Source organism: Sulfurimicrobium lacus (genome assembly GCF_011764585.1).
Taxonomy (GTDB): Bacteria; Pseudomonadota; Gammaproteobacteria; order Burkholderiales; family Sulfuricellaceae; genus Sulfurimicrobium; species Sulfurimicrobium lacus.
On the sequence record NZ_AP022853.1, the window covers coordinates 2830630 to 2852841 of the forward strand.

Genomic DNA, 22212 nt, shown 5'->3' on the forward strand with positions numbered 1-22212 from the left:
TCATGCAACGCGTTAGCACTGTCACCATCGACGGCAACGAAGCAGCCGCCTACATCGCTCACCTCACCAACGAAATCATCGCCATCTACCCCATCACCCCCTCCTCGCCGATGGGCGAATACTCCGATGCCTGGAGCGCCGAAGGGCAGAAGAACCTGTGGGGCACCGTGCCCCTGGTCGTCGAACTGCAAAGCGAAGCAGGCGCGGCCGGCACCATCCACGGCGCGCTGCAGACCGGGGCGCTGGCCACCACTTTCACCGCATCGCAGGGCCTGCTGCTGATGATCCCCAACATGTACAAGATCGCCGGGGAACTGACGCCCTTCGTGATGCACGTCGCGGCGCGCTCGCTGGCAGCACAGGGGCTGTCCATTTTCGGCGACCACAGCGATGTGATGTCGGCGCGCTCCACCGGATTTGCCTTCCTCGCTTCCAATTCCGTGCAGGAAGCCATGGACATGGCGCTGATCTCGCAGGCCGCCACCCTCGAATCGCGCATCCCGATCCTGCACTTTTTCGACGGCTTCCGCACTTCCCACGAAGTGGCGAAAGTCGACCAGGTGCCGTTCGAAGTGGTGCGCGAAATGATCGACGACAAGCTGGTGTTCGCCCACCGCGCGCGCGGCCTGTCGCCCGACCACCCGGTACTGCGCGGCACCGCGCAGAACCCGGACGTCTATTTCCAGGGCCGGGAAACCGTCAACCTCTTTTACGATGCCATGCCGGGGATCGTGCAAAAAGCCATGGATAAATTCGCCAACCTCACCGGACGCCAGTATCACCTGTATGAATACGTCGGCGCGCCCGACGCCGAACGCGTGATCATGCTGATGGGCTCCGGCGCTGAAGCCGCCGAGGAAACGGTGGAACACCTCAACGCCCGCGGCGAAAAGGTCGGCATGGTGAAAGTCCGCCTGTACCGCCCGTTTGCCGCCGATGAGCTGCTCAAGGTCATCCCCGCCACGGCCAAGCGTATCGCTGTGCTCGACCGCACCAAGGAGCCGGGTGCCGACGGCGAGCCGCTTTACAAGGACGTGGTGACGGCATTTGCCGAGACGCTGGGCAATGGCGAAAGCCGCTTCGCCGCCATGCCGCACATCGTGGGCGGACGCTACGGCCTGTCCTCGAAAGAATTCACGCCGGGCATGATCAAGGGCGTGTTCGACGAACTATCCAAGGCCAAGCCGAAGAACCATTTCACCATCGGCATCATCGACGACGTCACCCACACCAGCCTGGAGTGGGACGAGGGCTTCCGCACCGATGCCGGCCAGGGCGTCATGCGCTGCATGTTCTACGGTCTCGGTTCCGACGGCACGGTGGGCGCAAACAAGAACACCATCAAGATCATGGGCGAGGAAACCGAGCTCTACGGCCAGGGCTATTTCGTCTACGACTCGAAGAAAGCGGGCGCGGCAACCATTTCCCACCTGCGCTTTTCGCCCAAGCCGATCCATTCCACCTACCTGATCGGCAACAACGAAGCCAATTTCATCGGCTGCCACCAACCGGTATTCCTGGAACGCTACGAAATGCTGGACTCCGCTGCCGAGGGCGCGGTGTTCCTGGTCAACACCCCGCTGCCCGCCGACGGCGTATGGAACACCCTGACACGCAAGATGCAGCAGCAGATCATCGACAAGAAAATCGAGTTTTACGTCATCGACGCCTACGCCATCGCCAAGGCGACCGGCATGGGCAGCCGCATCAACACCATCATGCAGACCTGCTTCTTTGCCATTTCCGGCGTACTGCCGCGCGACGTAGCGATCGAAAAGATCAAGCATGCCGCCGAGAAGTCGTACAGCAAGAAGGGTCGCGCCGTGGTGGAAGCCAACTGGAAGGCGATCGACGAAACCATCGCCAACCTGCATAAGGTGACAGTACCGACGGGCGCGAGCAGCACCCATGAAATGCCTCAGCCGGTACCTGCCAACGCCCCTGATTTCATACGCCGGGTCACGGCCGAAATTATGGCCGGACGCGGCGACATGATCCCGGTTTCGCTGATGCCTGCCGATGGGACCTGGCCGACCGGTACCGCACTCTACGACAAACGCAACCTGGCGCAGGAAATCCCGGTGTGGGATGCCGAACTGTGCATTTACTGCGGCAAGTGCCCCTTCGTCTGCCCCCACACCGCCATCCGCTCCAAGGTGTTCCTGGCCGACCTGGCCAAGGACGCGCCGCCCACCTTCAAGCATATCCAGATCAAGGGCAAGGAGTTCGAGGAAGGCATGCACGTCAGCTACCAGGTCGCGCCAGAGGACTGCACCGGCTGCGGCCTGTGCGTCGACATCTGCCCGGCGGTGAGCAAAGTCGACGGCCACAAGGCGCTGGAAATGCACGCCCAGGCACCGCTGCGCGAACCGGAGCGGGAGAATTTCGAGTTCTTCCTCAAACTGCCCGAATTCGACCGCACCAAGCTGCGTACCGCCACCATCAAGGGCGCCATGGTAATGCAGCCGCTGTTCGAGTTCCCCACCGCCTGCGTCGGCTGCGGCGAAACGCCCTACATCCGCCTCGCCAGCCAGCTGTTCGGCGACCGCATGGTGGTGGCCAACGCCACCGGCTGTTCCTCCATCTACGGCGGCAACCTGCCCACCACGCCCTACTCGAAGAACGCAGAGGGACGCGGACCGGCATGGAACAACTCGCTGTTCGAGGACAACGCCGAATTCGGCCTGGGATTCCGCGTCACCATCGACAAGCACGCGGAGCATGCCGCCGAACTAGCGGCAAAAATGAAAGACAAGCTCGGCGCGGAACTGGTGGACGCCATCCTGGCCGCCGACCAGTCCAGCGAGGCCGGCATCCAGCAGCAGCGCGAGCGCGTGGCGCAGCTCATGACACAGCTCAAGGCGATCGATTCCGCCGACGCCCGCAACCTGGAAACGCTGGCGGACAACCTGGTGAAGAAGAGCGTGTGGATCATCGGCGGCGACGGCTGGGCGTACGACATCGGCTTCGGCGGCGTGGATCACGTGCTCGCCTCGGGGCGCAACGTCAATATCCTGGTGCTGGACACCGAGGTCTATTCCAACACCGGCGGCCAGGCCAGCAAGGCCACGCCGCACGGCGCCACCGCCAAATTCGCCGCCAAGGGCAAGCCCACCGGCAAGAAGGACCTGGCGCAGATTGCCATGAGCTACGGCCACGTCTATGTGGCACACGTCGCCTACGGCGCGAAGGACATTCACACCCTGAAAACCTTCCTCGAAGCCGAGTCCTTCGACGGCCCCTCGCTCATCATCGCCTACAGCCCCTGCGGCGAACACGGCTACAACATGAGCCTGCAGCACCACCAGCAGGAACTGGCGGTCAACACCGGCCACTGGCCGCTGTTCCGCTATGACCCGCGGCGCGAGGCGGAGGGCAAGAACCCGATGGTGCTGGATTCGAACAAACCGTCGGTGCCCTTCCTCGATCTCATCAAGAACGAACCGCGCTTCCGCGGCCTGATGAAGCAGGTCAAGGATGAAGGCGAAGGCGTGATGGCGGAATATCAGGCCGAGATCGAGAAACGCTACAGGCTTTACCAGCACATGGCGGAGGAAGGCTTCAGCCCGAACGATCCAAATGCGGTAAAATAGCCAACTTTCATCATTGAAATGGCAACGGGGATGGCAAATGCCATCCCCGTTGCACTTTAAATCCTCATATGACTACATCACTGCCCTACGACGAAGATACCCGCACCAGGGTCAACCTTGAAACCTCACGCATCCCGTGGAAAGAACTGCTGCGTTTTTTCGCGGGCGGAACGGTGATTGCCGTCAGCAACGAACTGGACCTGGTGGAAGTCGCCGTGCAGATTTCACACGACAACAAAGCCCAGGTCGAGCAATGGATGCTGGCGGGGAAAGTTGCGCGGGTGTCGGACGAACTGGCCAAAGAGTGGCTGGAAACGGATGCCGTCCTGTGGGCAGTGATCGTCAAACCGTGGATTCTGGTTCAACCCTGAAGGGTAAAGCGCTTCGATCGGCTCGCAAGGCAAAGCCAGCCGCAGGTTTAACGCCAGACGTCCGTGTGTTCCTTCAACTTGACGCCGTAAAGCATCATGATCTCGGAAGCGATTTCCCGGTTGAATCCTTCGCGGTCGCCGCGCTCGTCGAAGCTCAAACCCTGCAGATAACTCTCTGACTCCGGGTCGGGCCACAACATCACCAGCTTTTCCACAATGCGGGGATAGTTTTTTTCCAGTTCGGACATATAGGCATCCGACGCGGAGGGCTCCGTTTTCCTGGCCGCGGCCTTCTCCGAAGCCTGGGAGGAAAGGGATTTGGGTTGCACCGTCCTCGCAAACGGCGAGTCGCCGCCAGGTGTTTCGAGCCGGGTAATCTGGTCCAGCGTCATGAACAAAGCGGGGTCCGAATTTTTCGCCCGCCGACTGGCGCGCGAGCGCCACACCAGCACCAGGACCACGATCAGGACGATGCCGCCAACGGCCAGCAGCATGAAGTTCCCGTCATCCGCAGCGGCGGGTGAATTCGAGGCGCTGGCCGTGGCTGCCCAAGTCGGGCCGGCCAACAAGAGTGCTTGTTGCAGCAGTTTTCTAGTCAACATAACATTGTTCAGTGTAGGGAAAATTCAAAAGCGCAAATGGTACCTCATCCCCGCCGGCAAACCAACCACGGCAGCGCTTGCCGCCAATTCCAGCAGTGTTTCAGTATAAGTAAGCACTTCAAGCATTTGACTGCCATGCCGGCGCCATGGACAAGAAATTTGATTTGCATTTTTCAGGGCTGCGTTTAACACATCGTCATTGGTGTAAAATTTCCCGGCAAATCCAACAACAAGACAGAGGACAAAACATGACTCAACACCTTTTCGTGCGTCACCATTTCTGCATTTCAACGCTGATGACAACCCTGCTGGCTCTGCCTGTTGCTGCACAGGCAACCAGTACGCCGGATCGAACCGGCAAGGAAGTCGTCGAGGCCACCTGCATCGTATGCCATGGCCCCGGCAAGGATGGTGCGCCCAGATTCGGCCACAGCGACGAATGGTCGAAGCGCGCGTCACAGGGCATAAACACCCTGACGAGTCATGCGATTACCGGGATTCGCAAAATGCCGGCACACGGCGGTGAAGGATCGCTGTCCGATCTGGAAATCAGCCGGGCGATTTCCTACATGGTGAGCGGCGGCAAGGCTCCAGACCCCAAGACGGCCTACAGTTCGCCGCAACAATGGAGCGGCGAGCAGATCGTCAAGGCGCGCTGCGGAGAATGCCATTCCATCGGCAAGGGCGGCGCGCCGCACATCGGCAACATGGAAGAATGGTCGCCACGGCTCAAGTCCGGAGTGGAAAATCTCGTCAAATCCTCCATCAGGGGACACAACGCCATGCCCTCCCGGGGCGGACTGGCCAACCTGAGCGATGCCGACATGCGTGCTGCCATCACCTACATGGTGACCCCCGCAAACGCAACCAAGTAGCAATATCCGCGCAAGCACGTCACCGCCGCCCCTTCAGGCGACGGTGACGCTTGGTTTCAGCAGCGCTGACCCGCAGTATCCACAACAGCCATTCCTCGGAAACTCATTTCCACCAGGTTTAACTCAGCCGGAAGAATTGATATCACCCCAGTTGCCGCAAGGTCAGCAATGGCGGCTGACGCAACACGCCGCGCGTACCCAGCCACCCTGCCAGCGTCACGCCCACGCCTCCCGCCACCAGCGCCACCAGCCATAGCCACGGGTTGAACTGGTAGGGCAGATGGAATACCCGCGTAGCAAGGAAGAATCCCAGGCCGCTCGCCGCCATGGCAGCCACACCGCCCGCCAGCAGACCGATCAGCGCGAACTCGGTAAGCTGGCTCAACGCCAGTTGCCTGCGGCTCGCGCCCAGGGTACGCATAACGGCCGCTTCGTACATCCTTTCCTCACGCGTGGCAGCGATTGCCGCGTAGAGCGCCATCAAGCCCGCCGCCAGGGTAAACAGGAAGACGAATTCGACCGCAGCCGCGACGCGGTCCATCATCGCCCTTACATGCCCCATCAGCGCCGCCACGTCGATCACGGTCAGGTTGGGGAAAGCCTTGACCATGTCGTTGAGCAGCATCTCCTGGCCGGGCGGCAGGTAAAACGCGGTGATGTAGCTGGCCGGGTAGCGCTCCAGCAATGCCGGCGGCGCGATGACGAAAAAGTTGACGCGAAAGGAATCCCAGTCCACTTTGCGCAGGCTGGTGATACGCGCGGTGAAATTCTGCCCCGCCACCTGGTAGCTCAACTTGTCTCCCAGCTTGAGGCCGAGTGTCTTGGCGATGCCCTCCTCCACCGATAGCTGCGCTGCATCGGGATCGCCGGCACGCCACCAGTTGCCGGCAAACAGCTGGTTGTCGCCTTGCATGCGTTCCGCCGAGGAAAGGTTGAACTCCCGTTCCATCAGGCGCTTCGCACGATCGTCCGGATAGTCCGCGGCAGTCGTCTGCCTGCCGTTGATGGCGACCAGTCGCCCGCGCACCATGGGGAACAGTTCGGGGCTGGCCATGCCGCGTCCGGCAAAAAACTCCCGCAGTGCAGGCAGTTGCTGCGGCTGGATATTGATGATGAAACGGTTGGGCGCGTCATGGGGCAAAGTAGTCTGCCAGCTGTGCAACAGGTCGCCGCGCACCAAGGTAAGCAGCAGCAGTGCCGTCAGGCCGAAGCCGAGGGCGACCACTTGCCCTGCACTGGTGTGGCGCCGCCGCACCACGTTGGCCAGACCATAGCGCCATGCGCTCCTCATTCCGCTGCGCCACGGCGCCAGCAGCCGAATCAGGCCATACGCCAACAGCAGAGACAGCGCCGCGACGGCGACCAGTCCCACCAGCACGTACAGCCCCAGCTTGACCTCGCCGGCCTGCCACAGCAGCAAACCGGCGAGCGTCACTACGCCGAGCGCGAAGCTGAGCAGATTGAAGCGCTGCGGCATGCCCAGTTCGCGCCGCAGCACCCAGATCGCCGGCACCCGCTGCAGGCGCTGCAAGAATGGCAAGGCGAAGCCGAGCAGGGTTGCCATCCCGGTCAGTACCCCCTGTGCCACGGGCAGCAGGGACGGTGCCGGCAAGCCGTTCGCCACCAGGTGTTCCAGCTGATGCGCCAGCACCCATTGCGCGCCATAACCCAGCAGGCACCCGGCCAGGCTGGCCATGAGGCCGAGCCACAGGAACTGGTAAAGGTAGAGGCGGAATACTTGCGCTTGCATCGCCCCGATGCAGCGCATCACGGCACAGCCGTCGAGGTGGCGTTCGAGAAAGCGCCGCACCGAAAGCACGATCGCCACCGCCGCCAGGATGACACTGGTGAGCGCGGCTAGACCGAGAAACTTGCCGCCCCGCTCCAGCGCGGAACGGATTTCCGGCCGCGCATCGCTCACCCCTTCCAGCTTTTCGCCCCTCCCCAGGCGGGAAGCGGCCCAGGTACGATAGGCTGCAATGGCTCTCGCTTCTCCCGCCAGCATCAGACGATACGTGATGCGGCTGCCGGGCTGAACGAGCTGGGTGGCAGGCAGGTCGGACAGGTTCATCATCAAGCGGGGGGCGATGCTGAACATGCCGCCACCGCTGTCAGGCTCGAAGCTCAACTCGGCCGCCACTGCCAGTTGCGACGCGCCTACCTCGACCCGGTTGCCAGGCGCCAGGCGCAACTGCTCGCGCAAACGCTTGTCCAGCCACACCGTGCCGGGCGCGGGGATGCCGGACGCGGCAGACTCGCCTTGCGCCGTCTGGAGGCGCAGCGCGCCCCTAAGTGGATAACCGCCTTCCACCGCTTTGACTTCAGCCAGCTGGTTGCCGCTGGCGCTGATGATCATGCTCGGGAAAGTGCGCGTACGCACCAGCTTCAAACCGCGCCGTCGGGCTTCCTGAGAAAAAAGCGGCGCGATTTCGTGGTCCGCCACCAGCACCAGATCAGCCCCCAGCAACTGGCTCGCTTCGCCACCCAGCGCCTGGCTCACCCGATCGGTAAAGAAGCTCACCGCCGTGACGCCACCCACCGCGACCACCAGCGCCAGCGCCAGGGCATACAACTCCCCGGCCCGCCATTCGCGCAGCAGCATGCGCCAGGAGAGTCGCACCAGGTTCATGGTCTCATTCCACTTCCAGACGGCCATCCGCGAGGCGCAATCTGCGCCCGCAGCGCTGCGCCAGTTCGGCATCGTGGGTCACCAGCACCAGCGTGGTACCTTGCTCGCGGTTCAACCCGAACAGCAGGTCGATGATGCGGGCGCCGGTCGCGCTGTCGAGGTTGCCGGTCGGTTCGTCGGCCAGCAGCAGCTTCGGCTGCGGCGCAAAGGCACGGGCGATAGCGACGCGCTGCTGTTCGCCGCCGGAAAGATGTTTCGGGTAGGTGTGCAGGCGGTCGCTCAGGCCCACCCGCTCCAGCACGGCAAGGGCCTGTTGCTTCGCTGAGCCGGAACCGGCCAGTTCCAGCGGCAACATGACGTTCTCCAGCGCTGTCAGGGCCGGCAGCAACTGGAATGACTGGAACACAAAGCCGATCAGGCGTCCGCGCAAGGCGGCGCGGCCATCCTCGTCGAGCGCAAAAAGGTCCTCGCCGGCAATGTGCACCGCGCCTCCGCTGGGCAAATCCAGCCCGGCCAGCAGGCCCAGCAGGGTGGATTTGCCCGAGCCCGACGCGCCCAAGATCGCCACCGATTCGCCGCCGGCGATTTCCAGGTCGAGCTGGTGCAAGATGGTAAGATAACCGCTCCCGACCGGCACTTGCTTGGACAGGCGCGACGCCTGCACGATTAATGAAGAAGGAGAGTTCATGCTGATCCGCTGGTTGCTCATCTACGTACTGCTGTTTGTGCCCACGGCCTGGGCCGGGCCGACGATCCTGGTGTTCGGCGACAGCCTGTCGGCCAATTATGGCGTGGCCGTCGAATCCGGCTGGGTGAGTTTACTGCAACAGCGCCTGATGCAGAATCAATATAAATACCAGGTCGTCAATGCCAGCATCAGCGGTGAAACCACGGCCGGCGGGCTGACTCGCATCGACACCGCCCTGGCAACGCATAAGCCGGCCATCGTCATCGTCGAACTGGGCGCCAACGACGGGCTGCGCGGCCTGCCGCTGCAAGCCATGCGCGACAACCTCGACGGCACGATCCGCGCCTGCATCGCCAGACGGGCCAAAGTGCTGCTAGTCGGCATGCGCTTGCCGCCTAATTACGGCACGGCTTACAACGAACGCTTCAGCATGATCTACCCGGCCCTGGCGAACAAATATCATACCGCTCTGCTCCCCTTCCTGCTCGAAGGCATGGCCGACAAACGCGACATGTTCCAGGCAGACAATCTACACCCCACCGCTGCAGCGCAGCCAATCGTTCTGGAAAACGTCTGGAAACGGCTCCGCCCTTTGTTGTAACCCCCTCCCCTGCGGGAAAAGCAACAGCGCCCTCTCTTTAAGCACATATACCTAAGCAATTAGGTAATGGCGCAAATGGATAGTTCGCAGCGGAAAAACTAGACTGCAATCAGCTTGTAACTGTCGCGGCCCGCAGATGTCGCGGCGCCTTTCTCACCTTGTTGCGCCCGCCAGAGGTGGCACTATGAAACTGGATGAAGTGTGCAATAACGCGCAATGCCCCTTTGCACCAGAAATGCCGCGGATTTGTCCTGGGCTGAAACCGGTGTTAGATGAGACCAGGCAGGCGAAAGCACAGCTCATTGCGCACATCGGACATGAGTTGCGCACCCCGCTCAATACCATCCTCGGCTTCGCCCAGATGCTGGACTGCTGCAGCGACGACACGAAGCTTGGGGAAGAGAGGGAAAGCATCGATTCGATTCTCGCTGCCAGCAGGCAGCTGCTGCACAGCATCGGCACCCTGCTCGCGCTGGAGACAGTCGAGATCGGAGATCCGGAAAGCGAATTAAGGAGCCCATCATGATCGACAACATTCATCCCCAGGCTACGCAGAGCATGTATCACGGCGCATTGCAGAGCGAAGCGATAACCCGGAACGGTCGGCGCATTTTCGTCGTTCCGGACAGTCGCGACCAGGAATGGCGCTGGACGGTCGGATTAATGCGCGTGAAAACGGCATACAATTACTGGCGCAACGGTTACAGGTGGCGCGCCTCCTGGATATTGGCGCAACGGTAAATCCGCCAGTTAGCGCTCGTGCGATTTCAATTTGGCGGCGAATTTGCTCCGCAGCTTGGCCACTTTGGGCGCCACCACGACCTGGCAATAAGGCTGCTGGGCGTGCAGTTTGTAATAATCGCGGTGATAGTCTTCGGCCGGATAGAACACGGGCGCCGCGACGATTTCGGTCACGATGGGTCGCGCCCATACACCCTCGGCCGTGAGTTCGGCGATCATTTTTTCCGCCTCGGCCTTCTGTTCCGGCGAATGGTAGAAAATGACCGAACGGTACTGGCTGCCGACATCGTTGCCCTGGCGGTTCAGGGTAGTGGGGTCGTGGATGGCAAAGAAGGCGGTCAGAATTTCGCGGTATGAAATTTGGCCGGAGTCGAAGCTGACGCGCACCACTTCGGCATGACCGGTGGTACCGCTGCACACCGCATCGTAATCGGGATTTTCCAGGCTCCCGCCGCTATAGCCGGGAAGCACTTGTTCAACACCTGCCAGCTCACCCAGAGCGGCCTCGATACACCAGAAGCAACCGCCTCCAAGCGTAGCGGTCTCAAGCTTTGTATTCATATGCACCAGCGCTTTTTGGCGAGGGAAGAGCAAAGAGTATAGCCACCGGAGCATAAATCCGGATGTCGTAAGGACATAAAATCTTTTATCTTGATGATCCGGCGCATAAGAATAGACTCTTTTATGATGATGAATTATCAGACCTAAAGATCAGGTTTCAGTTCGTTAGTTCAAAGCTTCGCTAACTGTCTGCCGTTTTTGCGATCCTGATTTGCTGGGGGTGCCCAATGAATTTTGATTTCGACAAAATGATGGTCCTGGCGCGGGAGAACCCCCAGGAATTCGAGCGCCAGCGCCACGATCTCCTAGAAGAGGTCATCGAGAGCCGGGCGGACATCAAATGGGCCAAAGCGTTTCAGTCCCGTATCGACATGGAACGGAGAAAAGCGAGAACCCCCCTCGGCTGCTGCATTCATCTATATTCCAGGATGTGGGACAGCTTCTATAATCTGGATGAGCAATTCCAAAGATTACTGACGGCACTCGATCCCCGGAACGGCAATAAAACGCCTCAAGCTGAAGAAACAAAATCGCTTCCCTCAGCAAAGATACTCATGTTCAGAAAACGCTGATCACTTTCCCTTCAGAGTCTTTCTCCGCAAACACAACTTTCACCACATCCTTGAACTGACGGGCGAAGTGCACCTTCACCCCTTCCCGGATGTGCTCGGGCAGTTCGTCGAAATCGCGCCGGTTGGCTTCGGGCATGATCAGTTCCATGATCTTGATGCGCCGCGCTGCGATGACTTTCTCGCGCACCCCGCCGATGGCCAGCACCTCGCCGGTCAGGGTCAGTTCGCCGGTCATGGCCAGGGGGCGGGCGACTTTCTGGTTGCGCGCCAGCGACAGCAGCGCCGTCGCCATGGTGACGCCGGCGCTCGGGCCGTCCTTGGGCGTCGCGCCTTCGGGCAGGTGCAGGTGCACGAAAGCCTCGTCGAAGAACTTCAGGTCGCCCTTGAATTCCTTGAGATGCGAGGTGACGTAGCTATAGGCGATCTCGGCCGACTCCTTCATCACGTCGCCCAGCTGGCCGGTGAGCTTGAAGCCGCGATTGCGGGTGTGGACGCGCGTCGCCTCGATGGAGAGCGTCACACCGCCCATCGCGGTCCAGGCCAGCCCGGTGACCACGCCCAGCCCGCTCAATGGTTTTTCATTGGTGAACAATGGCTTGCCGAGATAAGTTTCCACCTGTTCCACGCCGAGACGCGCCGGGCCTTGCTCGCCGTTCATCAGCTTGACGACCGATTTACGTACCAGCCGGCCGAGCTGTTTCTCTAGGTTGCGCACCCCGGCCTCGCGGGCATAGCCTTCGACGACATGTTTCAGACCGGCATCGCTGATCGCCAGCTCGCCGCGTTTCATGCCCGCCTTTTCCAGTTGCTTGGGCCACAGGTGATGCTTGGCAATGGTGACCTTCTCGGAGGTGATGTAGCCTGCCAGGCGGATCACTTCCATGCGGTCGAGCAGCGGCCCCGGAATGGTGTCGAGCTGGTTGGCGGTACACACGAACAGCACCTTGGACAAATCGAAGCGCACGTCGAGGTAATGATCGAGGAAATCGCTGTTCTGTTCCGGGTCCAGCACTTCCAGCAGGGATGAAGCCGGGTCGCCCTGATAGGAGGCGCCGATCTTGTCCACTTCGTCGAGCATGATCACCGGGTTGGCCACGCCACATTCCTTGATGGCCTGCACGAACTTGCCCGGCATGGCGCCAATGTAGGTGCGGCGGTGCCCCTTGATTTCCGCCTCGTCGCGCATGCCGCCGAGGGAAAAGCGGTAGAACTCGCGTCCCAGGGCATCGGCAATGGAGCGCCCGATGGAAGTCTTGCCCACCCCCGGCGGGCCGACCAGCAGGACGATGGAACCGGCGATCTCGCCCTTGTGCGCGCCCACCGCGAGGAATTCGATGATGCGTTCCTTCACGTCTTCCAGACCGTCGTGGTCGCGGTCGAGAATCTTGCGCGCGCGCTTGAGGTCGAGCTTGTCTTTCGAATACTTGCCCCACGGCAACTGGGTCAGCCAGTCGAGGTAATTGCGCGTCACCGCATATTCCGGCGAGCCGGTTTCGAGCATGGACAGCTTCTGCATTTCTTCATCCACGCGTTGCTGCGCCGCCTCGGTCAATTCGAGCTTGGCGAGGCGTTCGTGGAAGCGGTCGATCTCGGCGGTCTTGTCGTCCTTGGCCAGGCCGAGTTCCTTCTGGATGGCCTTGAGCTGTTCGCGCAGGAAGAACTCGCGCTGGTTCTTGGTCATCTTCTCGTCGACCTGCTCGCGAATCTGCGACTGCAGGCGTGCGACATCGAGTTCCTTCTTGATCAGCACCAGCACTTTTTCCATGCGGCGGCGCAGGTTGAGTGCCTCCAGCACGTCCTGCAGCTTCTCCTTGGGCGCGGTGGTGAGCGAAGCGGCGAAATCGGTGAGCAACGAGGGCTCGTTGGGGCTGAAGCGGTTGAGGAAGAACTTCAGCTCTTCGCTGTAAAGCGGGTTGAGCGGCAGCAGCTCCTTGATCGAGTTGATGATCGCCATGGCGTAGGCTTTCACCTCGTCGGTATTGGCGCCGCGGTTGTCGTTGGGGTATTCCACCTGCGCCAGGTAAGGCGCCTTGTCCGAGAGCCATTTGACGATACGGAAACGCTTCTGCCCCTCCGCTATGAACTGTATCTTGCCGTCGGCGCGCACCGGGTGATGCATGTGCACCGCGGTACCCGTAGCGTAAAAATCCTGCGGCTTGACGTCGTCGGTACTGCTCGGACGCACCATCACCAGGCCGACCATTTTCTGCGCGGTTTCGCCGATTTTCTCCACGGTATCCAGCCATGGTGCCATGTTCATCAGCAGCGGCAGGGTCTGCGCCGGGAAGAAGGGGCGTTCGCTGAGCGGCAGGAGATAAAGGGTATCGGGCAGCGTCTGTACCGTCAATGCAAGCTCGGAAGACCCAATCGGTTCGATCACTACGCCTTCAATCGCTTCGTTTACGTCAGACATGTTCATCCTGGGAGGCAGTTATTTTTACCCTACGGACTTTGTGGCGAATGTTTCACAATTCAAGCCCGCGCTGCAAATGCGCCCCGTCAGGGGCTGGATACTACGTAGTTTCCATACACGATATACAGGCTGTAATTTATACCCTGGGAAATTCGAATGTGTAACCATCAATTGAAAATGCCAATCCTATCGGCATACAGGAGATGCGCATCATGGCACACGAAGGCCTGCACGAAAACGAAGAAAAGCTTGCCCCGGCGACCCTGGATTCCCACCGTGCCATCCTCTCCCTGATGGAGGAATTCGAGGCGGTCGACTGGTACCACCAGCGCGCCGATGCCTGTAACAACGCGGAATTGCGCGCCATTCTGCTGCACAACATGCACGAGGAAATGGAGCACGCTGCCATGATCCTGGAATGGCTGCGCCGCAGTACCCCCAGGCTGGACGAAATCCTGCGTACTTACCTGTTCAGCCAGGGCGACATCACCCTGGCCGAGGAAGTGGCGACCGGCAAGATCGCCGGCGCGGAGCCGCTCCAGGGCGGGGCGGCGACACCGCATCTGACGGTCGGCAGCATGAAAGGAGCCTGACATGAACAACACCAATCTTCCGTTTGACGCCTCCATTCTCACGCGCATGGAGGAACTGGCGGTGACCGAGGCGCGCAAGGTCCTCACGGCGCGCCGCTTCCTCCCGGTGGACGGGCCTTTCGGCCTGGGCTATGTGGCTGCCCCGGCAGGCAACGACGACCAGCGCCAGCACGCTTCCCACGGCGCCACCACCATCATTTCCCGCACCATCCCGGTGCCCATGATCTTCCGCCACTTCACCCTGAGCCGGCGCCGTGTTTCCGCCCATACCGAGATGGGCCAGCCGCTCGATCTCAGCGCCCTCGGCCAGTCCACCCTGGAGCTGGCATCGCGCGAGGAGGAGCTGATCTACCGCGGCGATGCGGAATTCGGCCTGGACGGGCTGTGCACCGTGGAGAGCCGCAACCATCTGCCGGGCGGCGACTGGAACGACGTGGAACAGGTGCTGCGCGACGTGCTGTCCGCCGTCACCTTGCTGGACAAGTCGCATTTTCACGGCCCCTATGCGCTGGCGCTCGAACCGCGCCTCTACAACAACCTGTTCCGGCGCTACCCGGAAGGCTCCGACCTGCTGCAGATCAACCATCTGCAAGGCCTGTGCACCAACGGCATTTTCAAGACCGATATCGAGGGCGCAGTGCTGGTCGCCCCCGAGGCCGGCACCCTGCTCATCGGCGAGGATTTCACCGTGGACTACACCTTCCCCGATTCGGCCCATTTCAACTTCACTGTGCGCGAGTCCATGGTGCTGCGCCTCGATGCGCCCAAGGCGATCTGCACCATCACCCCGGCAACTCAGGGCCAGCGGACCAAAAAATGACGCCGCGCGGCAGCACTGACGAAGGGAAAACGCGCCATGACTAAATTCGATTACGTGATCGTGGGCGGCGGCCTGGCCGGTGCCTCGGCCATCGAGGGCATCCGGGAGCGCGACGAGAAGGGGAGCATCCTGCTGCTCAGCGCGGAAGCTCACCCGCCCTACGACCGCCCGCCGCTTTCCAAGAAACTGTGGTTCGGCAAAACCCGGGTGGAAGAGATCTTCCTGCACGACCAGGCGTTCTACGACGAGCGTGGGGTAAACATGCTGCTCGGCGAAAAGGCGGAGAAACTCGATCCGCATGAGAAAACCGTCGCCACTGCAAGCGGCAAGCGCTACCTCTTCGGCAAACTGCTGCTGGCAACCGGCGCTTCGCCGCGCCGTAGCGACATTCCCGGCGGCGACCTGGAAGGCATCTGCTATTTCCGCACGCTCGACGATTACCTGCGCATGCGCAGCGATGCGAAAGTCGACAGGACCGCGCTGATCGTCGGCGGCGGGTTCATCGGCTCGGAGCTTGCCGCCGCGCTCAACCTCAATCTCGAAGTCACCATGATTTTCCCCTCGCTCACTCTTTGTCGCCGGGTGTTTCCGGAAGCCCTCGGCATGGCGGTGCAGCGACATTTCCAGGAACGCGGCATCCGCGTGATCCACTCCGACTCTCCGGTGTCCTTCAGCAAGAACGGCGGCGGATTCCGCACTGAGACCATGAGCGGCAAAAGTATCGAATCCGACCTGCTGATCGTCGGTATCGGCGTCGATCCGGACATCGGCCTAGCCCGGGACGCGGGGCTGGAAGTGGGTAACGGCATCGTGGTCAACGAGTATCTCGAAACGACCCATCCCGACATTTACGCGGCCGGCGACAACGCCTTTTTCCCCTATCCTGCGCTGGGCAAGAGCATGCGCATCGAGCACTGGGACAACGCGCTGACGCAGGGACGCTGGGCCGGCTCGAACATGGCCGGGGCGCACGAGCCTTTTACCTACCAGCCGTATTTCTTTTCGGACCTGTTCGAGTTCGGCTACGAAGCCACCGGCGAGGTGGACACCAGCCTGGAAACCTTCGCCGACTGGCAGAAGGAAAACCATACCGGGGTGATCTATTACCTGCGCGAAGGCCGCGTACGCGGGGTGATGATGTGCAACGTCTGGGACCGGCTCGATGCCGCGCGCGAACTGATCCGCAAGGGGGAAATCGTCACGCACGACAGCCTGCGCGGCGCCATACGCTGAACCCGGGATGGCCGCGCCCTGAAGCATCGGGGCGCTGACGAAGAAAATTTGTGCCGCGGCACAAACAAATCATCGCCGTCCTTGCAATACAATAGAAGCCCTATGAAAAAAATCATTCCCTGGCTTCTAATCCTTCTCTGCGGCAGTGCCTCCGCCTTCGAATTCCCGTCCAGCTCACCTGCAACCCAAACCATCGCCGCCAGCGGCACCGTCCAGCTGGCGTTCTCGCCGCAAGACGATGCCGGCGCACTGGTGATCCAAGCCATTCGCGGCGCCAGAAAACAGGTGCTGGTGCAGGCCTACAGCTTCACCCATCGCCAGATCGCCTATGCCCTGATGGATGCCAGGCGCCGTGGAGTGGACGTGCAACTGATCGCCGACGACGAACAGATACGCCGGATGGAGCGCGGCCTGGTGCCGAGGATCGCCGCTTCCGGGGTGACCACATTCGTGGATAACGTCCACAGCAGCGCCCACAACAAAATCATGGTGATCGACGCCGGCACGCCCCAGGCCGCGGTCATCACCGGATCTTTCAATTTCACCCAGGCAGCCCAGAACAAGAACGCTGAGAACCTGCTGGTGTTCCGTGGCAACCCCCAGCTGACGCAGGCCTATCTCGCCAACTGGCAGCGGCACCGCGCCCATGCCAGACCGTATGAACCAGGCCGTTGATTACAGGGCGCGCCAATGAATAACACTCAAGAAATCCGCAATCTCCTGTTCGACCTTTTCAGCGACCTGCAGCAAGCCGACATCTGGTGGCAGCTCGGCGTGCTCGTATTCAGCCTGGTCCTGGCCTGGCTGTTCATGCGCCTGATCCGCGCTCAGGTGCCGGTGCAGGAAGGCGCCTGGAAACTGGGCATGGGGGGCGTCAACCGCATTACTTTTCCATTGGCCGCACTACTGCTGGTATTGAGCGGCAAAGCCGTGCTGCAGCACTGGCAGCACGTCGCCCTGCTCAACGTCACGGTGCCGCTGCTGCTCTCGCTGGCCCTGGTACGACTCGCCGTGTACGCGCTGCGCCACATTTTTGCCCCGAGCGGCTGGCTGCAAACTTCCGAACGTTTTATCGCCATCCTGATCTGGAGCGGCGTGGCCTTGCACATCACCGGCTTTCTGCCGGAAATACTGCAAGCGATGGACGATCTCAGCTTCCACGTCGGCAAAAACAAGATATCCCTGCTGCTGATTTTGAGCGGACTGCTCTCCGTTGCCGTGACCATGCTGGTCGCGCTATGGATCGCCAGCAGCATGGAGGGGCGCCTGATGCGCGCGGAGCATTTGAACATGAGCCTGCGCGTGGTCCTGGCGAAATTCCTCCGCGCCGTGCTGGTGCTAATCGGGATGCTCGTCGCCCTGCCCCTCGCCGGCATCGACATTACCGTGTTATCGGTGTTTGGCGGCGCGCTCGGCGTGGGCATCGGTTTCGGCCTGCAGAAAATCGCCAGCAATTACGTCAGCGGTTTCATCATCCTGCTCGATCACTCCATCCGCATCGGCGACCTGGTAACCGTGGACAACCGTTACGGCACGGTCACCAAAATCACTTCCCGCTATGCGGTGATCAAGGGCTCGGACGGCACGGAAGCGCTCATCCCCAACGAAACCCTGATCACCTCCACGGTGCTGAACCACTCCTACACCAACCATGAGCTGCGCGTATTCATCCCGCTGCAGGTCAGCTACGACAGCCCGCTCGAAAAGGCCATGGAAATCATGATGGAGGAGGCGGGCAAACACGCGCGCGTGATGCAGGAGCCGCCACCCCAGGTATTTCTGAAGAATTTCGGCGATAGCGGCATCGATCTCGAACTGAGCGCCTGGATCAACGATCCGGAAGAAGGTCAGCAGAACCTGCGCTCGGAAATCAACCTGGGAATATGGCGGCGCTTCCAGCAGGAAGGTATTGAAATTCCTTATCCGCAACGCGTCGTTCGGCTGGTGTCTTAAAAAATATGGAAGATATATTCGAAGAACTCCAGCTGCACGTCGGCGACCGCATGCAAATCGAGGTGCCGTCACGGCGCCACGACATGAAATTTTTCACCACCCTGGTGGGCTATGTGAAAGGACTCAGCGTGCTGCTGCGCACGCCCATCGTGGACAGCTTGCCGCTACCCATGCGCGATGGCGAGAAACTGATCGTGCGCGGGTTTTCCGGCAAGGAAACCTTCTCGTTCGAAACCACGATCGAACGCATTTGCCGCGAACCCTTCTACTACCTGCATCTGACCTACCCCGAAGTCATCAGCACCACGAAGATCCGCGATGCGGAACGCGTCAGGGTCAACCTGCCGGTCAAGGTCACGCCGGCAGGCGCAAGCATCGCCAAACACGCGACGATTTCCAATATCAGCACGGCGGGCATCCTGATCGATGCCGAAGAAGAGCTGGGCGAAAAGGACCAGGAAATCAACGTTTCCTTCCACTTCACCATCCAGCCCAACGACTACGATGCCCACATCGAAACCGCTGCGCTGATCCAGAACGTGGCACTGCAGGACAACCCGTCGGGAGATTTTACTTTTCAGTACGGCGTCAAGCTGCTCAAGCTGCAAAGCAGCCAGGCGATCCTGCTGCAAAATCTCATCTACCAGAAACTGCTGGAGAATCACCACAACCTGACGTGAGGAAGGCGGCATCGGATTGATGGGTATCGCTGCGCTCAACCCACCCTACGGCTCTATGACCCAGGCGATGCCCAACATCCGCGCCACGGAAAAATGTAGGTTGGGTTAGCCCCGCCTGGGCGTAACCCAACAAACCCAATCTTCCTACCTCGCGTTGATTACAACTTGCCCTTCACCCACTCGACCACGCCGGCCAGCGCCTGCGGCAGATTTTCCGGCTGGGTGCCGCCGGCCTGGGCCATGTCGGGACGGCCGCCGCCCTTGCCGCCGACCTGCTGGGCGACGAAGTTGACCAGTTCCCCCGCCTTTACCTTGCCGGTCAGGTCGGCGGTCACGCCTGCAATCAGGGTGGCCTTGCCGTCGTCCACTGCGGCCAGCACGATAGCGGCGCTCTTGAACTTGTCCTTGAGCTTGTCCAGGGTCTCGCGCAGGGTCTTCACGTCCGCACCTTCCAGGGTGGCCGCCAGCACTTTCGCGCCGTTGATTTCCACCGCTTGATTGGCGAGGTCGTCGCCCTGGCTGGAGGCGAGTTTGGATTTGAGCCTGGAGAGTTCCTTTTCCAGGGCTTTCACGTTTTCCATCACCTGGGCGATCTTGGCCGGCAATTCCTGCACCGGAGCCTTGAACGCGCCCGCGGCCTGTGCCAGCAATGCCTGCTGGTCCTGCACGTAGGCCAGGGCGTTATCGCCGGTGATCGCTTCGATGCGGCGCACGCCGGCGGCCACGCCGCTCTCGGCCAGGACCTTGAACAGGCCGATGTCGCCGGTGCGCGCCACGTGCGTCCCGCCGCACAGCTCGCGCGAGCTGCCGATGTCCAGCACCCGCACCTCGTCGCCGTATTTCTCGCCGAACAGCGCCATGGCGCCCAGTTTCTGGGCTTCCTCGATGGGCACGACGCGCGTCTGGGTGGCGACGTTGGCGAGGATCTCGGCGTTGACGATGTCTTCCACGCGGCGGATGTCCTCGGCCGACATGGCCGCATTGTGCGCGAAGTCGAAGCGCGTCTTGTCCGCGTCGACCTGCGAGCCTTTCTGCTGCACGTGGCCTCCCAGCACTTCGCGCAATGCCTTGTGCATCAGGTGGGTGGTGGAGTGGTTGCGCATGGTGCGGGCGCGTGCCTGGGCGTCCACCCTGGCGCTCACGCCGTTGCCGACGCTGAGCTTGCCGGTGCGCACCACGCCGTGGTGGCCGAACACGGTGGCCTGGATTTTCTGCGTGTCTTCCACCGCGAAAATGCCGTGCGAGCTGTGCAGCACCCCGCGATCGCCCGCCTGCCCGCCCGACTCGGCGTAGAACGGCGTGTCGTCCAGCACCACCACGCCGCTTTCGCCTTCCAGCAGTTCCTTCACCAGCGCGCCGTCCTTGTACAGGGCCAGCACCTTGCCCTTGGCTTCCAGCTTGTCGTAGCCGTGGAAAACGGTAGCCGGGCCGTCGTATTCGAGGTTGGCTGCCATCTTGAACTTGCCGGCGGCGCGCGCCTGTTCTTTCTGGTGCGCCATGGCGGCATCGAAGGCCGCCGCATCCACACCGACGCCTTGTTCGCGGCACACGTCCTGGGTCAGGTCGAGCGGAAAACCGTAGGTGTCGTGCAGCTTGAAGGCGGTCTCGCCGTTGAATGTCCTGTTGTCCTTGCCAGCCATCTCGGCCAGTTCCGCTTCCAGGATCGCCATGCCGTGCTCGATCGTGGCGAAGAAGCGCTCTTCTTCCTGCTTCAGCACATCGGTGACGCGGGCCTGGTTTTCCTTCAGCTCGGGATAGGCATCGCCCATCTCGCTCACCAGGTCGACCACCATTTTGTGGAAGAAGGCGGCGCGGGCGCCCAGCTTGTAGCCGTGGCGGATGGCACGGCGGATGATGCGGCGCAGCACGTAGCCGCGCCCTTCGTTGCCGGGGATGATGCCGTCGGCGATGAGGAAGGAGCAGGCGCGGATGTGGTCGGCCAGCACCTTGAGGGACGGGCTGTCCAGGTCGGCGCAATGGGTTTCGCGCGCGGCGGCTTTGATCAGGGCCTGGAACAGGTCGATCTCGTAGTTGGCATGCACGCCCTGCAGCACGGCGGAGATGCGCTCCAGTCCCATGCCGGTATCGACACTGGGCTTGGGCAGCGGGTGCATCACGCCCTGCTCGTCGCGGTTGAACTGCATGAACACGTTGTTCCATATCTCGATGTAGCGGTCGCCGTCCTCCTCGGGCGTGCCGGGCAGGCCGCCGGGGATGTGTTCGCCGTGGTCGTAGAAGATCTCGGTGCAGGGACCGCAGGGGCCGGTGTCGCCCATCATCCAGAAGTTGTCGGAAGCGTAGCGCGCGCCCTTGTTGTCGCCGATGCGGATCACGCGCTCGGCGGCGAGGCCCATTTCCCTGGTCCAGATGTCGTAAGCCTCGTCGTCCTCGGCGTAGACCGTGACATACAGTTTCTCCTTGGGCAGCTTGAACACTTCGGTGAGCAGTTCCCAGGCGTACTTGATGGCGTCGCGCTTGAAGTAGTCGCCGAAGCTGAAATTGCCCAGCATCTCGAAGAAAGTGTGGTGACGCGCGGTGTATCCGACGTTTTCCAGGTCGTTGTGCTTACCCCCGGCACGCACGCACTTCTGCGAGCTGGCTGCGCGGGTGTAGGGACGCTTGTCGAAGCCGAGGAATACGTCCTTGAACTGGTTCATCCCGGCGTTGGTGAACAGCAGGGTCGGGTCCTCGTGCGGCACCAGTGAGCTGGACGCCACCACGGTGTGCCCCTTGGAGGCGAAGTAATCGAGAAATTGCTTACGGATTTCACTGCTTTTCATGCTTGCTTTCCAAAAAATCTGTTGTTGCCAGCCAAAACCATTAACCGCAAAGGACGCAATGGTACGCAAAGGAAGGCGATAATTCCACAAGCCTTACCGTTTTCCCTTTGCGTACCTTCGCGTCCTTTGCGGTAAAAAGTTGTCCCTTAAAATTCGCTAATTTCGCTTCGTTTCCTTGATGCGCAGACCGAGCGACTGTCCGCCCACGATCGCCGCGCTCTCCACCACGCCCCTGACGTTGACGGTATCGTTCACCGCCGGCAGCGTGTCGTGCGCGATGACCGTCACCTCGCCGCTACCGTCATCCACCACATACATACTGAGGTCGATGAGCGGAATCTTGGTCACATCCTTAACCTTGCCCCGGATGCGCACTTCCTTGCCTTCGAACTGCGCCGGCGCGGCGACGATCTCCTTGACCGGCGTCTGACCGAAGGGCAGATAATCGCAACCGGACAGCAACAGCAATCCGGCCAGCGACGCACTCAACAGTATTTTCTTCATAAA

General features: G+C 61.2%; 20 protein-coding genes. 13 read left to right on the forward strand and 7 right to left on the reverse strand.

Annotated features, from left to right (window positions below; all coding sequences use genetic code 11):
- Window positions 1-2 precede the first annotated feature (2 nt).
- Both nifJ and SKTS_RS13760 read left to right on the forward strand, forming a co-directional pair.
- The gene (gene nifJ / locus SKTS_RS13755) at window positions 3-3593 is read left to right on the forward strand and encodes a pyruvate:ferredoxin (flavodoxin) oxidoreductase (protein ID WP_173066108.1); all 3591 of its coding nucleotides are present in this window, start codon (window positions 3-5) and stop codon (window positions 3591-3593) included.
- A 68-nt stretch (window positions 3594-3661) separates the two neighbouring features.
- Window positions 3662-3964 (forward strand): DUF2288 domain-containing protein, encoded by a 303-nt coding sequence (locus tag SKTS_RS13760; RefSeq protein WP_173066111.1) that lies wholly within the window; start codon window positions 3662-3664, stop codon window positions 3962-3964.
- 47 nt (window positions 3965-4011) lie between these two features.
- Here SKTS_RS13760 and SKTS_RS13765 read toward each other — a convergent pair whose 3' ends face one another.
- Window positions 4012-4566, reverse strand: coding sequence for a hypothetical protein (locus SKTS_RS13765; protein WP_173066114.1), 555 nt, complete (start codon window positions 4564-4566; stop codon window positions 4012-4014).
- Window positions 4567-4814: 248 nt separating this feature from the next.
- Here SKTS_RS13765 and SKTS_RS13770 point away from each other — a divergent pair, with 248 nt between their 5' ends.
- Window positions 4815-5441, forward strand: coding sequence for a c-type cytochrome (locus SKTS_RS13770; protein ID WP_173066118.1), 627 nt, complete (start codon window positions 4815-4817; stop codon window positions 5439-5441).
- 142 nt (window positions 5442-5583) lie between these two features.
- Here SKTS_RS13770 and SKTS_RS13775 read toward each other — a convergent pair whose 3' ends face one another.
- Together SKTS_RS13775 and SKTS_RS13780 are read right to left on the reverse strand one after the other, a co-directional pair.
- Window positions 5584-8070: an ABC transporter permease gene (locus SKTS_RS13775; RefSeq protein ID WP_173066121.1), complete on the reverse strand. Its 2487-nt coding sequence runs from the start codon at window positions 8068-8070 to the stop codon at window positions 5584-5586.
- A 4-nt stretch (window positions 8071-8074) separates the two neighbouring features.
- Complete coding sequence (locus tag SKTS_RS13780; RefSeq protein ID WP_244617345.1) at window positions 8075-8779, reverse strand: ABC transporter ATP-binding protein; 705 nt, start codon at window positions 8777-8779, stop codon at window positions 8075-8077.
- On the opposite strand from SKTS_RS13780, the gene SKTS_RS13785 reads away from it, so the two are divergent.
- The 3 genes from SKTS_RS13785 (at window position 8757) to SKTS_RS13795 (ending at window position 10100) form a co-directional block, all read left to right on the forward strand.
- Window positions 8757-9359: an arylesterase gene (locus tag SKTS_RS13785; RefSeq protein WP_173066124.1), complete on the forward strand. Its 603-nt coding sequence runs from the start codon at window positions 8757-8759 to the stop codon at window positions 9357-9359. The two genes, SKTS_RS13780 and SKTS_RS13785, sit on opposite strands and share 23 nt — an antisense overlap.
- 184 nt (window positions 9360-9543) lie before the next feature.
- Window positions 9544-9885 carry a sensor histidine kinase gene (locus SKTS_RS13790; RefSeq protein WP_173066127.1) on the forward strand — a complete coding sequence of 114 codons (342 nt, stop codon included), beginning with the start codon at window positions 9544-9546 and terminating at the stop codon, window positions 9883-9885.
- Window positions 9882-10100 (forward strand): hypothetical protein, encoded by a 219-nt coding sequence (locus SKTS_RS13795; protein ID WP_173066129.1) that lies wholly within the window; start codon window positions 9882-9884, stop codon window positions 10098-10100. Before SKTS_RS13790 ends, SKTS_RS13795 begins: the two co-directional genes overlap by 4 nt.
- 9 nt (window positions 10101-10109) lie before the next feature.
- Here SKTS_RS13795 and msrA read toward each other — a convergent pair whose 3' ends face one another.
- Window positions 10110-10661: a peptide-methionine (S)-S-oxide reductase MsrA gene (gene msrA / locus SKTS_RS13800; RefSeq protein ID WP_173066131.1), complete on the reverse strand. Its 552-nt coding sequence runs from the start codon at window positions 10659-10661 to the stop codon at window positions 10110-10112.
- 227 nt (window positions 10662-10888) lie between these two features.
- Here msrA and SKTS_RS13805 point away from each other — a divergent pair, with 227 nt between their 5' ends.
- Window positions 10889-11233 carry a DUF3135 domain-containing protein gene (locus SKTS_RS13805; RefSeq protein WP_173066134.1) on the forward strand — a complete coding sequence of 115 codons (345 nt, stop codon included), beginning with the start codon at window positions 10889-10891 and terminating at the stop codon, window positions 11231-11233.
- On the opposite strand, the gene lon is transcribed toward SKTS_RS13805, so the two are convergent.
- Window positions 11220-13646 carry an endopeptidase La gene (gene lon, locus SKTS_RS13810; protein ID WP_173066137.1) on the reverse strand — a complete coding sequence of 809 codons (2427 nt, stop codon included), beginning with the start codon at window positions 13644-13646 and terminating at the stop codon, window positions 11220-11222. The genes SKTS_RS13805 and lon overlap by 14 nt on opposite strands.
- 212 nt (window positions 13647-13858) lie before the next feature.
- On the opposite strand from lon, the gene SKTS_RS13815 reads away from it, so the two are divergent.
- The 6 genes from SKTS_RS13815 (at window position 13859) to SKTS_RS13840 (ending at window position 18925) form a co-directional block, all read left to right on the forward strand.
- Window positions 13859-14239 (forward strand): ferritin family protein, encoded by a 381-nt coding sequence (locus tag SKTS_RS13815; RefSeq protein WP_198420365.1) that lies wholly within the window; start codon window positions 13859-13861, stop codon window positions 14237-14239.
- Window position 14240: 1 nt separating this feature from the next.
- Window positions 14241-15059, forward strand: a complete 819-nt coding sequence (locus SKTS_RS13820; protein ID WP_173066141.1) for a family 1 encapsulin nanocompartment shell protein — start codon at window positions 14241-14243, stop codon at window positions 15057-15059.
- Window positions 15060-15095: 36 nt separating this feature from the next.
- Entirely contained in the window at window positions 15096-16292 is a 1197-nt protein-coding gene (locus SKTS_RS13825) for an NAD(P)/FAD-dependent oxidoreductase (RefSeq protein WP_173066144.1), read from the forward strand.
- A 102-nt stretch (window positions 16293-16394) separates the two neighbouring features.
- Window positions 16395-16967, forward strand: a complete 573-nt coding sequence (locus SKTS_RS13830; RefSeq protein WP_173066147.1) for a phospholipase D family nuclease — start codon at window positions 16395-16397, stop codon at window positions 16965-16967.
- Window positions 16968-16982: 15 nt separating this feature from the next.
- On the forward strand, window positions 16983-18245 hold the full coding sequence (locus SKTS_RS13835; protein WP_173066149.1) for a mechanosensitive ion channel family protein: 1263 nt from the start codon (window positions 16983-16985) through the stop codon (window positions 18243-18245).
- A gap of 5 nt (window positions 18246-18250) precedes the next feature.
- Window positions 18251-18925 carry a flagellar brake protein gene (locus tag SKTS_RS13840; RefSeq protein WP_173066152.1) on the forward strand — a complete coding sequence of 225 codons (675 nt, stop codon included), beginning with the start codon at window positions 18251-18253 and terminating at the stop codon, window positions 18923-18925.
- A gap of 158 nt (window positions 18926-19083) precedes the next feature.
- Here the strand turns inward: SKTS_RS13840 and alaS are convergent, their stop codons facing one another.
- Complete coding sequence (gene alaS / locus SKTS_RS13845; RefSeq protein WP_173066155.1) at window positions 19084-21705, reverse strand: alanine--tRNA ligase; 2622 nt, start codon at window positions 21703-21705, stop codon at window positions 19084-19086.
- Between the two features lie 156 nt (window positions 21706-21861).
- Entirely contained in the window at window positions 21862-22209 is a 348-nt protein-coding gene (locus tag SKTS_RS13850) for a hypothetical protein (protein ID WP_173066159.1), read from the reverse strand.
- Window positions 22210-22212 lie beyond the last annotated feature (3 nt).

Bases quoted from the DNA above. Each gene is read 5' to 3' on its own strand.
- nifJ (WP_173066108.1), top strand. From the start codon at position 3: ATGCAACGCGTTAGCACTGTCACCATCGACGGCAACGAAGCAGCCGCC.
- SKTS_RS13760 (WP_173066111.1), top strand. From the start codon at position 3,662: ATGACTACATCACTGCCCTACGACGAAGATACCCGCACCAGGGTCAAC.
- SKTS_RS13765 (WP_173066114.1), bottom strand. From the start codon at position 4,566: ATGTTGACTAGAAAACTGCTGCAACAAGCACTCTTGTTGGCCGGCCCG.
- SKTS_RS13770 (WP_173066118.1), top strand. From the start codon at position 4,815: ATGACTCAACACCTTTTCGTGCGTCACCATTTCTGCATTTCAACGCTG.
- SKTS_RS13775 (WP_173066121.1), bottom strand. From the start codon at position 8,070: ATGAACCTGGTGCGACTCTCCTGGCGCATGCTGCTGCGCGAATGGCGG.
- SKTS_RS13785 (WP_173066124.1), top strand. From the start codon at position 8,757: ATGCTGATCCGCTGGTTGCTCATCTACGTACTGCTGTTTGTGCCCACG.
- SKTS_RS13780 (WP_244617345.1), bottom strand. From the start codon at position 8,779: ATGAGCAACCAGCGGATCAGCATGAACTCTCCTTCTTCATTAATCGTG.
- SKTS_RS13790 (WP_173066127.1), top strand. From the start codon at position 9,544: ATGAAACTGGATGAAGTGTGCAATAACGCGCAATGCCCCTTTGCACCA.
- SKTS_RS13795 (WP_173066129.1), top strand. From the start codon at position 9,882: ATGATCGACAACATTCATCCCCAGGCTACGCAGAGCATGTATCACGGC.
- msrA (WP_173066131.1), bottom strand. From the start codon at position 10,661: ATGAATACAAAGCTTGAGACCGCTACGCTTGGAGGCGGTTGCTTCTGG.
- SKTS_RS13805 (WP_173066134.1), top strand. From the start codon at position 10,889: ATGAATTTTGATTTCGACAAAATGATGGTCCTGGCGCGGGAGAACCCC.
- lon (WP_173066137.1), bottom strand. From the start codon at position 13,646: ATGTCTGACGTAAACGAAGCGATTGAAGGCGTAGTGATCGAACCGATT.
- SKTS_RS13815 (WP_198420365.1), top strand. From the start codon at position 13,859: ATGGCACACGAAGGCCTGCACGAAAACGAAGAAAAGCTTGCCCCGGCG.
- SKTS_RS13820 (WP_173066141.1), top strand. From the start codon at position 14,241: ATGAACAACACCAATCTTCCGTTTGACGCCTCCATTCTCACGCGCATG.
- SKTS_RS13825 (WP_173066144.1), top strand. From the start codon at position 15,096: ATGACTAAATTCGATTACGTGATCGTGGGCGGCGGCCTGGCCGGTGCC.
- SKTS_RS13830 (WP_173066147.1), top strand. From the start codon at position 16,395: ATGAAAAAAATCATTCCCTGGCTTCTAATCCTTCTCTGCGGCAGTGCC.
- SKTS_RS13835 (WP_173066149.1), top strand. From the start codon at position 16,983: ATGAATAACACTCAAGAAATCCGCAATCTCCTGTTCGACCTTTTCAGC.
- SKTS_RS13840 (WP_173066152.1), top strand. From the start codon at position 18,251: ATGGAAGATATATTCGAAGAACTCCAGCTGCACGTCGGCGACCGCATG.
- alaS (WP_173066155.1), bottom strand. From the start codon at position 21,705: ATGAAAAGCAGTGAAATCCGTAAGCAATTTCTCGATTACTTCGCCTCC.
- SKTS_RS13850 (WP_173066159.1), bottom strand. From the start codon at position 22,209: ATGAAGAAAATACTGTTGAGTGCGTCGCTGGCCGGATTGCTGTTGCTG.